This is a genomic window from Arcanobacterium pinnipediorum, assembly GCF_023973165.1.
GTDB lineage: Bacteria > Actinomycetota > Actinomycetes > Actinomycetales > Actinomycetaceae > Arcanobacterium > Arcanobacterium pinnipediorum.
In genome coordinates, this window is the sequence record NZ_CP099547.1 from 474,351 (window position 1) to 489,046 (window position 14,696).

Genomic DNA, 14,696 nt, shown 5'->3' on the forward strand with positions numbered 1-14,696 from the left:
GTGTGGTGTTGGTGTGGTGGTTGAGAATTGTATAGTGGACGCGAGCATCTTTGGTTTTTTGTAAGTGTTCAAGAGCGTTCGGTGGATGCCTTGGCATACGGAGCCGATGAAGGACGTTGTAGCCTGCGATAAGCCTCGGGGAGTTGGCAAACGAGCTGTGATCCGGGGTGTCCGAATGGGGGAACCTGGCTAGAGTTATTTCTAGTTACCAGCATCTGAATGTATAGGGTGTTTGGGGGTAACGCGGGGAAGTGAAACATCTTAGTACCCGTAGGAAAAGATATTCTGTGAGTAGTGGCGAGCGAAAGCGGATGAGGCTAAACCATGTGCGTGTGATAGCTGTCGGGCGTTGCGTGTGTGGTGTTGTGGGGCCATGTTTGATCCCGCCGATGAGGGGTCGGATAGTGATAAATGCTGGTGTGTAGGCGAATCAGTTGGGAAGCTGGACCGTAGACGGTGAGAGTCCGGTAGTTGTAACATGTCAGTCTGTCTTATGTGGTGCCCGAGTAGCACGGGGCACGTGAAATCCCGTGTGAATCTGCACAGACCACTGTGTAAGCCTAAATACTTCGTGTGACCGATAGTGGATAGTACCGTGAGGGAATGGTGAAAAGTACCCCGGGAGGGGAGTGAAATAGTACCTGAAACCGGACGCTTACAATCCGTCAGAGCCTCCTTGGTAGGGGTGATGGCGTGCCTTTTGAAGAATGAGCCTGCGAGTTAGTGGCATGTAGCGAGGTTAACCCGTGTGGGGTAGTCGTAGCGAAAGCGAGTTTTAAAAAGCGAATTTTAGTTGCATGTTCTAGACCCGAAGCGGGGTGATCTACCCATGGGCAGGTTGAAGCACGTGTAAGAGCGTGTGGAGGACCGAACCCACTTCAGTTGAAAATGGAGGGGATGACCTGTGGGTAGGGGTGAAAGGCCAATCAAACTCCGTGATAGCTGGTTCTCCCCGAAATGCATTTAGGTGCAGCGTCGTGTGTTTCTTACTGGAGGTAGAGCGACTGGATGGCCGATGGCCCTTATCGGGGTACTGACGTCAGCCAAACTCCGAATGCTGGTAAGTGAGAGCACGGCAGTGAGACTGCGGGGATAAGCTTCGTAGTCGAGAGGAAACAGCCCAGACCATCGGTTAAGGCCCCTAAGCGTGTGCTAAGTGGGAAAGGATGTGGAGTTGCTGTGACAACCAGGAGGTTGGCTTAGAAGCAGCCATCCTTGAAAGAGTGCGTAATAGCTCACTGGTCAAGTGATTCTGCGCCGACAATGTAGCGGGGCTAAGCACACCGCCGAAACCGTGGCAATGAGACATTAGTGTTTTGTTGGGTAGGGAGCGTCGTGCGTGAGGTGAAGCAGCACAGGTAACTGGTTGTGGATTTCGTACGAGTGAGAATGCAGGCATGAGTAGCGAATGACGGGTGAGAATCCCGTCCGCCGTATAACTAAGGGTTCCAGGGCCAGGTTCGTCCGCCCTGGGTTAGTCGGGTCCTAAGGCGAGGCCGACAGGCGTAGTCGATGGGTAACCAGTTGATATTCTGGTACCGGCGAAAGACCGTCAATGCTGAATCGTGTGATACTAACCATCCGATCTGCCATTGTCTTCCTTCGGGTTGATGGTGTGTGGGGAGCGTGGGGCCTGAGCATGTAGTAGGCAAGCGTGTTAACAGGGGTGACGCAGAGTGGTAGCTTCGCGTGGCTAATGGCTTGCCACGTTTAACAGTGCGGCCTGTTTCCTAGGTAAATCCGGGAAGCGTGAAGGGTGAGGCTGGATGATGACCCATTATTGTGGGGAAGTAGAGTGATCCTGTGCTGTCTAGAAAAGCCTCGACGTTAGGTTTTAGCCGCCCGTACCCGAAACCGACACAGGTAGTTGGGTAGAGTATACTAAGGCGAGCGAGTGAATCGTGGTTAAGGAACTCGGCAAAATGCCCCCGTAACTTCGGAAGAAGGGGGGCCTGATCCTGAAGCCTTTTCTGGCTAGGGGTGATGGCCGCAGAAACCAGGGAGAAGCGACTGTTTATCAAAAACACAGGTCCGTGCGAACATGTAAGTGGATGTATACGGACTGACGCCTGCCCGGTGCTGGAAGGTTAAGAGGAACGGTTAGAACACGTTTGTGTTCGAAGCTGTGAATTTAAGCCCCAGTAAACGGCGGTGGTAACTATAACCATCCTAAGGTAGCGAAATTCCTTGTCGGGTAAGTTCCGACCTGCACGAATGGCGTAACGACTTCTCCGCTGTCTCAACCGCGAACTCGGTGAAATTGCATTACGAGTAAAGATGCTCGTTACGCGCAGCAGGACGGAAAGACCCCGGGACCTTTACTATAGCTTGGTATTGGTGTTCGGTACGGCTTGTGTAGGATAGGTGGGAGACTGTGAAGTTGCCACGCTAGTGGTGATGGAGTCATTGTTGAAATACCACTCTGGTCGTGCTGGATGTCTAACCTTGGACCATGATCTGGTTCAGGGACAGTGCCTGGTGGGTAGTTTAACTGGGGCGGTTGCCTCCTAAATGGTAACGGAGGCGCTCAAAGGTTCCCTCAGCCTGGTTGGCAATCAGGTGTTGAGTGTAAGTGTACAAGGGAGCTTGACTGTGAGACCGACAGGTCGAGCAGGTACGAAAGTAGGAACTAGTGATCCGGCGGTGGCTTGTGGAAGCGCCGTCGCTCAACGGATAAAAGGTACCCCGGGGATAACAGGCTGATCTTGCCCAAGAGTTCATATCGACGGCATGGTTTGGCACCTCGATGTCGGCTCGTCGCATCCTGGGGCTGGAGTAGGTCCCAAGGGTTGGGCTGTTCGCCCATTAAAGCGGCACGCGAGCTGGGTTCAGAACGTCGTGAGACAGTTCGGTCCCTATCCGCTGCGCGCGTAGGAAACTTGAAAAGGGCTGTCCCTAGTACGAGAGGACCGGGACGGACGAACCTCTGGTGTGCCAGTTGTACCGCCAGGTGCATGGCTGGTTAGCTACGTTCGGAAGGGATAACCGCTGAAAGCATCTAAGCGGGAAGCCTGCTTTAAGATAAGGTTTCCATAAACATTTAATGTTTTGAAGGCCCCCTATAGACCATGGGGTTGATAGGCCAGGCGTGGACAACAAGTAATTGTTGGAGCTGACTGGTACTAATGGCCAACCACTTAACAAAAGACACGATATTAACATGTTTCGCGTTCACTATACGATTCCCAACCCCCACACTAAAATACAGTGGTGGTGGTATTAAACTCAAGATTTTTGACGGTGGTCATAGCGGTAGGGAAACGCCCGGCTCCATTCCGAACCCGGATAGCTAAGCCTACCAGCGCCGATGGTACTGCACTCGAGGGAGTGTGGGAGAGTAGGACACCGCCGTCAACACAACTTCATCATAAGAGTAGGCCAGGAAGCATACAACACGCTATCGTGTCACACGCTCCCTGGCCTACTCCCATACACACAACAAAAATTGACCTCAGCGACTGCCACATACGTTCCAGAGCTGGTTTTTAAGGCAAAATAGTATTCATGTCCATGCTTAGCAATCCGTATGCTGATAATGATGATGTAGCTCGGCTATACCCGCACGTCCGTCCAGGATATCCGCGCGATTTAGTCCAAAGCCTCATCCCCGATCAACCCAGTGTTACAATCGCTGACATTGGCGCAGGAACCGGAAAATTAACGGGTTTGTTGCTCGCTCTAGGCTCACAAGAGCAACGCTTATGGGCAGTTGAACCCAGCCCGAGCATGCGTGCTGAACTCATCAGCCAATTCCCACAACTATCTGCCTCCATCATCTCAGGTACCGCTGAAGCAACCGGACTGCCCACGCACTCGTGCGACACAATCTTTTATAGTCAAAGCTGGCACTGGTTAGATCAAAAATCTGCCCTCATCGAAGCTGTACGAATACTTAAACCGGGCGGCACCGCCGTCGTTATCGCTAATCAACTAGATGTTTCTATTCCGTGGGTACGAAGATTGTCGCGGATCATGCGCTCGGGAGACGTGTATCGGCGCTCGTTCCCGCCACAATTTGGCCCCCAATTTTCAGCTCCTAAATTTGCGATGGCCACCTGGCAAGATAGACTCTCACCACAAGATGTGATGCGTCTTGGTACTACTAGATCTTCTTGGATTAGGTCCAGTAAGGAAAACCGAGACAAGATGCAACGAAATCTACGATGGTATCTATACGACAAACTCCAATACCGTGATGAGCACATTCTCGAGTTACCTTACGTAACTTACGCGTGGTGTGCAGTGCGTCAATAATGTGATAAATAATGCTCTCTATTCTCGTCGAAATAGGAGCTAGGGCCCGGCTAATATCTCAAAATCTGCATAAAATAGGTTTCGCATAAATACCGTTTTGACTAATTGTGAGAGAAGTATGGACGATCAGCCCACAAATAATCCTGTACAAAGCCCAGAAACGATAGCTGAAAAAGTGCATTCAATTCTGATGCTCGGAACCATGCTTCTAGCTTGTGGTGCGGGCGCCTACCGCGTAAAAGCAGCCATGTCTCGGGCTGCAAAAGCTATCGGTTTAACCCGCCTTGAATCGTCAGTCTCCATGACTGATATCACGGCAACTGCATGGCGCGGTCAAGAATCGTACACCAGTTTTGCCGAGCAGCGGCGAGTGGGCGTCAACGCAGAAAAACTGGACCGCATCATGCAAGGTGTTGCTCATCTGCATGAAGGTATGACAGCTAATGATCTGCTTACTATGTTGCGCGAAACAAGTGCCAAGGACCGCCACTACGGATTGTGGACGACCGTCCTCGCATCGGCTGTTGCCTGTGCTGGATTCTGTTTCTTAAACGGCGGGCGTTCTGTTGAATGCGCGACCGTCTTTTTCGCGGCCGGCATCGGGCAGTTGATCCGCAAGCTCCTCTTGGGACGTGGCTATGCACACTTCCTGACATGGATCTTGTGTGCGGTTGCTTCTACACTGGTCTATATTTTGCTACTTGAGGCTGGACACGCAGGTGGACTACTCGTGCTCCACCAGTATGAGTCAGGCTTAATTTCGTCGATTCTCTACCTCATTCCGGGTTTCCCATTGACGACGGCGATGCTTGATTTCGTCCGCAATGATACGCAATCAGCATTAGCGCGTTTCTCATATTGCATCATGGTTATTGGCTCTGCAGGTGTATCGGTATGGGTTGTTGTCCATACCCTTGATTGGCAGGTTGAACCAGGTGTTACTGAGCCGTTGTCTTTCTGGACTATGACTTTTTTGCGGATTTTAACATCGTTCGTCGCAGCCTATGGCTTCGCCATACTTTTCAACGCGCCATGGAAAGTGTGTACCGCTGCTGCGGTTGCGGGCGCATTTGCCAACACCGGTCGGCTTTTACTGCAAGAGAACGTCAATCTACCGTGGCAATTGGGCGTCGGTCTAGCTGCCATGGTTGTGGGTATTGTGGCAACACTCGTCGCATGGCAGACCTCCCATTCGCGTGTGTCACTATCTGTTCCAGCCGTAGTTATTATGATCCCGGGTGTTCCCTTCTATCGCGCTCTTGTCGCAATTAATGAAGGAGATTTCCAAAGCGCTTTGGCTATTTTCGCGAAGGTATTCTTCGTCATCATGTCCATCGGCTTTGGTCTAGCTATTGCACGAGTGGTGATGGATGAAGGATGGCGTCACGATACGGACACATCGCATTTGCCTGACACGTTAGAAACTGACATACGCGATGCGGTATAAATCATTGCGTAGCCGGTAAAGGCCGCAAACCCTTCGATATAACTGTGGTGGCGGGTTGGAATCCAACCCGCCACCACAGCTATATTCTCATGGTAGGACTAGATGCATACGCGCCGCTATAGGCCGGCAAATGAGCCGAGGATTTGTGCGATAAAGATCTTTGCTACCATCGCCACTGGGTAGACCATTGCGTAGCCGAGTGCGACACGTGGATCGAAAGAGGTGCGATCATTGACGAATCCCAAAACAGCAGGCTGAGTTTGGATACCGCCAATTGCGCCAGCCAATCGGGTGCCTCCAGTTGAGGTAAACATGCGCATGAGAAGATAGAAGCTACCGCCAACCATTGTGGTAATAACGATGCCTAAGAACATAATTTGAACCCAGGCTCCGCCGGTGAAAGCAACTAAGATTTGAGAGCCGGCCTTGGTGCCAGCATATGCGAGGAATACTAGCAAACCGAGTTCGGAAAGTACTTGACACGTAGTGTAAGGCAACGTTGTGACAATGTTTCCTACCCGTCCTAGCCGGCCCATAACCAATCCGACGATGAGTGTACCGGCTGCTGAGCCGATAGAGAACGTCAGACCAGAAGGAGTGAGGATTTCCCATTCTCCGATCAAGATGCCAAGTGCCATACCCAAGCCAAGTGCTACCGGGTTAATATCGGTAAGTCCATGTGCGGAGTCACCAAAATATTTGGAGATAGCCGCCATAGAATGTGTGGGAGCAACGATTCGAACTCGATCTCCGAGCTGGAGGCGTAAGCGCGGACTTGCGGCCATATCAGTATCGCCACGGCGAATACGCGAAATAGTTCCGCCATATTTTTCTTCTAGGTCAAGACTGCCAATCTTTCGTCCAGCAATCGCCGAATTTGAAATAGTAACCCGGCGGAAGTCGAGATACCGGCGATCGGCAATAAGTGAATGGCTTGAGCCGTGTCCAACCAATTTAATTGCTTGCGCGACTTCGGCATCTGTTCCAATGACGGTGACGAGATCATCTTGGTGAAGCACATCTTTGCCTGAGGGCAACCAAATCGGGCCAGTTTCGCCACGTCGGATACGCGAAAAGTGGACGGTACCGCCAATAGTGTCGCGCAGTGATTCGATAGTTGGATGATCGGTGCGCTCAACTCGGATAGTGCGGTTGCTAATTGGGGAAGGCTTATCTTTATCGGTGCTGCGCCGAGACAGCGCAATCGAGGCGATAATGAGCATTCCGATAACGCCAAAGAGGTATGAAATCGCATAGCCTACAGTTGCTAACGCAGGATTTCCGGAAGCGGCGCTGGCTGCGGAAAGTGCCGGGGTGTTCGTCGTCGCCCCAGCGAAAGTGCCGGCGATAAGTGCCCAGTCCATACCAAAACCGCGCCCAATTCCGGCAGCTACACCAGCTGCAAGAACGTAGGACACCAGCATCAAGATAATGGGCAAAACCGACGATTTAATCGTATTGAAGAAGTTTGGTCCAGAAGAGATTCCGATAGCGAAGGCGAATAAAGCCAGCCCTAGCACTCCTAGATCGTGTTCGACTTCAATTTTGTACCCTGAATGTAGTGCCCATGCCGTAAGTCCAATCGATAAGAAGAGTACAGAGGCAGCGCCCAGCGAGACACCTTTGATGCGAATTTTGGCGAGTATAGCTCCTGAGCCTACAAGGAAGAAAAGAAGCAACACTTGATTGTCAGCAAAGAGCTGAAATATATATGACATTGGACTCCTGAGGAAGTGTTCTACAATACATTGCACCTGGACAATGCGTCTATATAATTGTGAGCTAGTTTACGGCTTATGTCCACCGGATAATGTCATTATCAAGGCGATGTGGTGGATATGTGGAAAAAGAGAATCTCGGTGTGGGCTGATTGTGACATGTGTCGAGAAGGTGACTATGCTTGAGTATGTAAGAATCGACGGCGATTCAAGGAGCTGATGTAGTGCACACTCGGATAGAAGAGGACCTGTTAGGGACCCGCGAAATTTCTCAAGATGCCTATTATGGAGTTCATACCCAACGCGCAATCGAGAACTTTCGCATTTCTGGAAAAACGATCAATGATGTTCCCGAACTTATTCGGGGAATGGTCTATGTCAAGAAAGCTGAAGCATTAGCTAATGCCGATGCCCACGTCATACCTCGACGCGTTGCCCGAGCCATTGTTCAAGCCTGCGACCTGATCTTAGATGAGGGACGTTGTATGGATCAATTCCCGGTCGATGTTTTCCAAGGTGGTGCAGGCACGTCGGTGAACATGAATACCAATGAAGTGGTTGCAAATCTGGCGTTAGAGGTGTTGTCAGAGCCGAAGGGCAACTACAGTGTGGTTCATCCTAATGACCACGTCAATAAGTCCCAATCGACCAACGATGCCTATCCTACCGGTTTCCGTATTGCTGTTTATACCATGATTCATCATTTGATGGATGAGGTTGAGCGGATGCGAGTAGCGTTTGGCAATATCGGAGAAAAATATGCTCATGTGTTGAAGATGGGGCGCACTCAGCTTCAAGACGCCGTTCCGATGACCTTGGGGCAAGAATTCGATGCGTTTAGCGTGTTGATGGCCGAAGAGATCCGCAATCTTAACCGCGAATCAGAACTGCTCTTGGAAGTGAATCTCGGGGCCACTGCTATCGGCACGAAACTTAATACGCCAGATAATTTCCAGGAAATTGTGGTGCGCCGACTTGGTGAAGTAACCGGGCTCGACGTCGTCGCCTCGCCTAATCTTATTGAAGCGACGTCGGATACCGGGGCTTATATCTCCGTACATTCCGCACTCAAGCGGCTAGCAGCAAAGCTTTCGATGATATGTAACGATTTGCGGTTACTATCTTCAGGTCCACGCGCCGGGTTGAATGAAATTAACTTGCCTGAAATGCAGGCTGGTTCCTCGATTATGCCAGCCAAAGTCAATCCCGTGATTCCCGAAGTGGTTAATCAGATTTGCTTTAAGGTTATCGGAAACGATACTACGGTCATGATGGCGGCTGAAGCTGGCCAGTTGCAACTAAATGTGATGGAGCCGGTTATTGGCCAAGCTATTTTCGAGTCGATTTCACTACTTGAACGCGCACTTGTGACCTTGCGTGAGCGCTGCGTTGATGGGATCACTGCCAATGAAGAAGTGTGCATGAGCTATGTGATGAATTCTATCGGTATTGTCACATATCTCAACGATATTATCGGCCATCATAACGGTGATCTCGTTGGCAGAGAAGCAGCGCGTACCGGAAAATCTGTCCGTGAAATTGTGTTAGAACGCGGTTTGATGAGTCAAGCGGAACTTGACCGAGCTTTGTCCTTGGAAAATCTCATGGCTCCTCGATATATGGGGCAGACGTTCGTTGAGGATGCTGATAGCTAGGTGTTGTCAGGGCCTTGTTGTTTCGGGCGTACCATAGAGCTATCTGTTATTCGCTATGAAGTGAGGGGATTGAGCTATGGTACGCCCGATGACGTCCTTGGAAGAACAAGCTAGCAGCCAGTGGCCGTTGGCGCAGGCGTTACAGGATCGGTTTGTGCGTTACCCGCATCAGGGGCTAAAAACTGACGACGAATACAATGCGGTGATGGCTCAGCTGGATTTTGGCGCCCATTTCACTGACTATATGGCACGGGCGTCGTGGGATGCTGACCGTGGTTGGCATGGGCATCGGATCGAGCCCTATGCGCCGCTTAGCCTTGATCCGGCAGGCGCTGTTTTGCATTACGGCCAAGAGGTTTTTGAGGGTTTGAAAGCATATCGGCATGCCGATGGTTCGGTGTGGACGTTTCGCCCCGCCTATAACGCTGCTCGGTTGAATGAATCTTCGCAGCGTTTGATGATTCCAGATTTTCCGATACCTGATTTTCTGGCTTCGCTTGTTGGATTGGTCAGCGCCGATCGGCGCTGGGTGCCACAAGATTTTGGCGCATCGCTGTATTTACGTCCCTTTATTTTTGCTTCCGAAGCGTTTTTGGGGGTTCGTGGTGCGCAACGCTTTGACTACGCGGTGGTGGCTTCGCCGTCGGGTCCTTATTTTTCTGATGGGTTAAAGCCAATTAACGTTTGGGTTGAGCGTGACCATCATCGGGCTGGGCCAGGGGGTATGGGTAACGTGAAAACTGGCGGAAATTATGCGGCGTCGTTTTTTGCGAAGGCGCATGCCCAAGCACGTGGTTTTGACGAGGTTTTGTTTTTAGATGCGGCGACTAATTCACGTCTCGATGAATTAGGTGCGATGAACGTGTTTGTGGTGATGGCAGATGGACGGGTGCGAACTCCGGCACTATCTGGCACGATTCTTCCTGGTTCTACTCGTTCTGCGATTTTGCAGATGCTTGACGACGACGGCGTTGACGTTTTCGAGGAATCGCTGGCCTTGGATGAGGTGTGGGAGGGTATCAAAGACGGTACCGTGACGGAGATGTTCGCCTGCGGCACTGCTGCTAGTGTGGTTCCAATTGGTTCATTAACTGTGAGCAGTCAGCGGGTAGAATTGGGTTCGGTTGAGTTTTCGCGCTGGGTATTTTCTGCGTTGGCAGATATCCACTACGGCCGCGCTGCGGATCGTTTCGGATGGATGTATAAGGTAGCTGATGCGGTGTGATTCTTGGTTTTTTCGGAGCAATGGATGTGATGAAACAAACTTCCGTTTTTCCAGTATGGGGACTTTAGTCCCTGAGTTTTAGTGACTGTGAGAAGGGATACCGTTTGTTTTATGCTCATAGCTCTTTTCACTAAGTATCCAGACCAATAGGGGACTAATCTTGAAGTAGCGCCAGCAGTAAGTTGCTGGGGAACAATAGTGGTCAGGGTGGACTAACCTATAACAAAAGTCCCGCTGGTCGCAATGAGAAGGAGTAGTATACCGTGACTCAAACAGCCGAAACTGCTACACGTCCTGAGTGGGAAGGTTTCAAGGGCGGCATTTGGCAAGATGCCATTGACGTTCGTGATTTCATTCAGAAGAACTACACCCCTTACGAAGGGGACTCAGAATTTCTCGCCGGCGAGACAGCGAAGACTCGTCGCGTGTGGGAAACCTTGGAAGAAAAGTACCTATCTGTCGAACGCCAAAAGCGTGTTTACGACGTCGACGTTGATACTCCGGCAGATGTCGATGCGTTCGGTCCAGGCTATATTTCAGAAGATGACGACGTTATCGTCGGACTGCAAACTGATGTACCGCTCAAGCGCGCAATGATGCCAAATGGTGGCTGGCGTATGGTTGAGACTGCTATCAAAGAAGCAGGCAAGGAGCCAAATCCTGAAGTGAAGGAGATCTTCACTAAGTATCGCAAGACCCACAATGAGGGTGTATTTGATGTTTACACCCCACGTATTCGCGCCGCACGCTCTTCCCACATCATTACTGGTTTGCCAGATGCCTATGGGCGTGGTCGTATTATTGGTGACTACCGCCGTGTTGCTCTCTACGGTGTTGATTACCTGATTGAAGAGAAGACTAAAGATAAGGATCTGTACGCAGATCAGCCATTTAGTCAAGATTGGGCTCGAGATCGCGAAGAGATTTCTGAGCAGATCAAGGCATTGAAGAAGCTGAAGAATATGGCTTCCAGCTATGGCTTTGATATTTCCCGCCCAGCAAAGACCGCTCAGGAAGCAGTTCAGTGGACCTACTTTGGTTACCTGGCTTCAGTGAAGTCCCAGGACGGCGCTGCAATGTCCTTTGGTCGGTTGTCTGGCTTCTTCGATATTTATTTCGAACGTGACCTAGCTGCTGGCCGTATCACCGAAGAAGATGCACAAGAGATTATCGATCAGCTGGTGATCAAGCTTCGTATTGTCCGCTTCTTGCGCACTACAGCATACGATGAGATCTTCTCCGGCGATCCATACTGGGCAACATGGTCAGATGGTGGTTTCGGTGAGGATGGCCGTCCGCTCGTCACTAAGACCTCATTCCGCCTACTTCAAACTCTCGTCAACCTCGGCCCAGCACCAGAGCCAAATATTACGATCTTCTGGTCTGACAAACTCCCTATGGGATATAAGCGTTTCTGTGCTCGCGTCTCTATTGAGACCTCATCGATTCAGTACGAAGCTGATGAGCAGATTCGTGGCTACTGGGGCGATGACGCCGCTATTGCGTGCTGTGTTTCACCGATGGCTGTTGGCAAGCAGATGCAGTTCTTTGGCGCTCGCGTCAATGCAGCAAAGGCTTTGCTCTACTCCCTCAACGGTGGTCGCGATGAGATGACTGGCAAGCAGATCGTTGAAGGTTATGAACCCATTAAGGGTGATGGCCCACTCGACTTCGATGAAGTTTGGGAAAAGTATGAAGATATGCTTGATTGGGTAGTGGGTACCTATGTTGAAGCACTCAACATCATTCACTACAGCCACGATAAGTATGCCTATGAAGCCATGGAAATGGCTTTGCATGATTCGGAGATTATCCGCACGATGGGTTGCGGTATCGCAGGTCTATCTATCGTCGCCGATTCCTTAGCAGCAATTAAGTACGCCACCGTTACACCAATTCGTGACGAGACTGGTTTGATTGTTGATTACAAGACTGAAGGTGACTTCCCAACCTACGGTAACGACGATGATCGCGCTGACGATATCGCGGCAACAATCGTTCATACCGTTATGGAAAAGATCAAGCGCATTCCGATGTATCGCAATGCTATTCCAACTCAGTCGGTTCTTACCATTACATCGAATGTTGTTTACGGTAAGGCAACTGGAAACTTCCCATCCGGACACCGTGCCGGTACCCCATTCGCTCCGGGTGCAAACCCAGAAAACGGAATGGATACCCACGGTATGTTGGCCTCGATGCTCTCCGTTGGAAAGCTTCACTACAAGGATGCTCTTGATGGCATTTCCTTGACAAACACTATTGTCCCATCGTCGCTTGGCCGTGATTTGGCTGAGCAGGTCGATAATCTGGTTGGCATCATGGATGCTGGCTTCATCAAGAAGGGCTAATGCCCAGTTTCGCTCCACGAAACAAACCCTACGAAAGGAAAATATTATGGCTACTTCGTATGAAGAGCGTCTCGAATCGATGAAGGCACAGCGCGCTGCAAAGGGTGGCGTACAAGGTCTTTACCACGCAAACATTAACGTGCTCAACCGTGATACCCTCGAGGACGCAATGGAGCACCCAGAAAAGTACCCACAGCTTACTGTTCGCGTCTCGGGTTACGCAGTGAACTTTGTTCGCCTCACCCGCGAACAGCAGCTCGACGTTATCTCCCGTACCTTCCACGAAGGTATGTGAGATTCCTTTAAGGACTGATCTGCTTCTATGACTACATCTACTGCACACCCAAGCGCTGAAGAATTTGACGCTACTCGGTATTGGGGCTCCGAAGGGAGCACAGGCGAATATCGTCCCCAACCAATTGAAGATGAAGTCCCACGGTTAAGTGGAGCAGGTCTAGACGGAGTTTCGCTGGCAGGGCCAATGTCACATCATGAACATGTTTCTGGTGTGCAAGCAGGTGACATTGGCTCTGTCCACTCCTGGGAACTCGTCACGGCAGTAGATGGTCCGGGCACGCGGCTAACAACCTTCTTTGCTGGTTGCCCACTGCGTTGCTTATACTGCCACAACCCTGACACCTTGAAAATGAAAGAGGGCACAGCAGTTCGCACTGCTGATATGCTCGCAAAAATTTCTCGATACAAGGCAGTATTTACGGTGTCAAAAGGCGGTGTCACCTTCTCCGGAGGTGAACCGATGATGCAGCCAAAATTCCTTGCCAAACTTTTACAAGGCTGCCAAGATATGGGCATCCATACTGCAGTTGATACGTCTGGTTTCTTGGGCGCAAATATGACTGACGAGATGCTCGATAACGTTAATTTGTTCTTACTCGATGTTAAATCGGGACTCCCAGACCATTACAAGCGTACGACAGGCCGTGATCTGGAGCCGACGCTTCGCTTCGGTCAGCGCTTAGTTGAGCGCGGTAATAAGATATGGATTCGTTTTGTGCTCGTGCCCGGCCTTACGGACGATCCAGAAAACGTCAATGCCGTTGCAGATATTGTTGCCGGCTGGGCCTCTAGTGTAGAACGAGTCGAAGTATTACCATTCCATCAGATGGCTCGTGATAAATGGTCCTCACTGGGTTTGGAATACCAATTAAACGACGTCGAACCGCCGTCGAAAGAGGCCACCGAAGCAGTTCGCGATGTTTTCCGTAGCCGTGGTTTAATTGTTTTTTAGCCCTGCGGTAGCGTGAGTGCCGGTAGGCATAGGTCTAAAAATCAACAAGTATGAGTTTATAGCCCCGTTCGGGGCCCAAAAACAGCGGTTCCTACCCGAATAACACTGGCTCCTTCTTCAATCGCAATCCGCATATCACCACTCATCCCCATAGAAATCACGTCTGCATTGTCAAGGCCAGGGATCTTACGCATAGCTTCCGCCATATGACGGGTGCGCACAAAAGAGGAACGAATATCAGCTTCACTACCTCGAGCACCGATGGTCATAACACCTGCAATGCGCACATACTCCAGCTCTGAAACCACATATGCCAGGTTGAGAAACTCATCTGGTGAACAACCGTATTGGGTTGGAGATTGTGCGGAGTTAAGTTGCAATAGCACCGGATAAGCGCCAGTTGCTTGTCCACTCGCGATGCGTTGTTCTTGGCGGCGATTAATCCGTTGGGCAGTTGTCAGTGAGTCTACAGTATCTATCCGGTCCGCCCATTGCATGGCAGTGGAAAGCTTATTTGACTGCACATGGCCAATCACGGCAGTAACTGGAGTTAAACCCTGTGCCCGTAAACCGGCAGTGGCAGTTGCAAGCTGGTCGATAAGATTGTGTCCCATGAGCATACCGCCACCCTGATAGGCTGCAACAAGGTGTGGCAGTGGTTGATGTTTTGCTGCGAGCATGAGTTCTACGGCGCGGCCATTGCCATAATGTTGAATCTGTTCTCGGATACGTGCAATGTTGTCGCAAATACTCGACGTCGTAGTCATTGTTCACCCTGTCTATCTTGAGCAGTAAAA

At 50.7% G+C, this 14,696-nt stretch carries 9 protein-coding genes and 2 rRNA genes; 9 read left to right on the forward strand and 2 right to left on the reverse strand.

Annotated elements, in window-relative coordinates; translation table 11 throughout:
• Positions 1-58 precede the first annotated feature (58 nt).
• From NG665_RS02010 to NG665_RS02025, 4 genes are all read left to right on the forward strand, one after another.
• Positions 59-3,146 (forward strand): 23S ribosomal RNA (locus NG665_RS02010).
• A gap of 90 nt (positions 3,147-3,236) precedes the next feature.
• Positions 3,237-3,354: ribosomal RNA gene (rrf, locus tag NG665_RS02015) — 5S ribosomal RNA — on the forward strand.
• A 150-nt stretch (positions 3,355-3,504) separates the two neighbouring features.
• The gene (locus NG665_RS02020) at positions 3,505-4,254 is read left to right on the forward strand and encodes a class I SAM-dependent methyltransferase (RefSeq protein ID WP_252673650.1); all 750 of its coding nucleotides are present in this window, start codon (positions 3,505-3,507) and stop codon (positions 4,252-4,254) included.
• Positions 4,255-4,372: 118 nt separating this feature from the next.
• Positions 4,373-5,701 carry a threonine/serine exporter family protein gene (locus NG665_RS02025; RefSeq protein WP_252673651.1) on the forward strand — a complete coding sequence of 443 codons (1,329 nt, stop codon included), beginning with the start codon at positions 4,373-4,375 and terminating at the stop codon, positions 5,699-5,701.
• 116 nt (positions 5,702-5,817) lie between these two features.
• Here the strand turns inward: NG665_RS02025 and NG665_RS02030 are convergent, their stop codons facing one another.
• On the reverse strand, positions 5,818-7,419 hold the full coding sequence (locus NG665_RS02030; RefSeq protein WP_252673652.1) for an aspartate:alanine exchanger family transporter: 1,602 nt from the start codon (positions 7,417-7,419) through the stop codon (positions 5,818-5,820).
• A gap of 224 nt (positions 7,420-7,643) precedes the next feature.
• Between NG665_RS02030 and aspA the strand changes: the two genes are divergently transcribed.
• From aspA to pflA, 5 genes are all read left to right on the forward strand, one after another.
• Positions 7,644-9,074, forward strand: a complete 1,431-nt coding sequence (aspA, locus tag NG665_RS02035; protein ID WP_252673653.1) for an aspartate ammonia-lyase — start codon at positions 7,644-7,646, stop codon at positions 9,072-9,074.
• Positions 9,075-9,162: 88 nt separating this feature from the next.
• Positions 9,163-10,299, forward strand: a complete 1,137-nt coding sequence (locus NG665_RS02040; RefSeq protein WP_252673654.1) for a branched-chain amino acid aminotransferase — start codon at positions 9,163-9,165, stop codon at positions 10,297-10,299.
• Positions 10,300-10,562: 263 nt separating this feature from the next.
• On the forward strand, positions 10,563-12,650 hold the full coding sequence (gene pflB, locus NG665_RS02045) for a formate C-acetyltransferase (protein WP_252673655.1): 2,088 nt from the start codon (positions 10,563-10,565) through the stop codon (positions 12,648-12,650).
• A 46-nt stretch (positions 12,651-12,696) separates the two neighbouring features.
• Positions 12,697-12,945, forward strand: a complete 249-nt coding sequence (grcA2, locus tag NG665_RS02050) for an autonomous glycyl radical cofactor GrcA2 (RefSeq protein WP_289812923.1) — start codon at positions 12,697-12,699, stop codon at positions 12,943-12,945.
• Positions 12,946-12,972: 27 nt separating this feature from the next.
• Positions 12,973-13,899 (forward strand): pyruvate formate-lyase-activating protein, encoded by a 927-nt coding sequence (pflA, locus tag NG665_RS02055; RefSeq protein WP_252673656.1) that lies wholly within the window; start codon positions 12,973-12,975, stop codon positions 13,897-13,899.
• Between the two features lie 56 nt (positions 13,900-13,955).
• On the opposite strand, the gene NG665_RS02060 is transcribed toward pflA, so the two are convergent.
• The gene (locus NG665_RS02060; protein ID WP_252673657.1) at positions 13,956-14,666 is read right to left on the reverse strand and encodes a YggS family pyridoxal phosphate-dependent enzyme; all 711 of its coding nucleotides are present in this window, start codon (positions 14,664-14,666) and stop codon (positions 13,956-13,958) included.
• Positions 14,667-14,696: the final 30 nt, after the last annotated feature.

Coding starts and splice junctions, on each gene's coding strand:
- grcA2 (WP_289812923.1), top strand. CDS start 12,697: ATGGCTACTTCGTATGAAGAGCGTCTCGAATCGATGAAGGCACAGCGC.
- NG665_RS02020 (WP_252673650.1), top strand. CDS start 3,505: ATGTCCATGCTTAGCAATCCGTATGCTGATAATGATGATGTAGCTCGG.
- NG665_RS02030 (WP_252673652.1), bottom strand. CDS start 7,419: ATGTCATATATATTTCAGCTCTTTGCTGACAATCAAGTGTTGCTTCTT.
- NG665_RS02060 (WP_252673657.1), bottom strand. CDS start 14,666: ATGACTACGACGTCGAGTATTTGCGACAACATTGCACGTATCCGAGAA.
- NG665_RS02040 (WP_252673654.1), top strand. CDS start 9,163: ATGACGTCCTTGGAAGAACAAGCTAGCAGCCAGTGGCCGTTGGCGCAG.
- NG665_RS02025 (WP_252673651.1), top strand. CDS start 4,373: ATGGACGATCAGCCCACAAATAATCCTGTACAAAGCCCAGAAACGATA.
- pflA (WP_252673656.1), top strand. CDS start 12,973: ATGACTACATCTACTGCACACCCAAGCGCTGAAGAATTTGACGCTACT.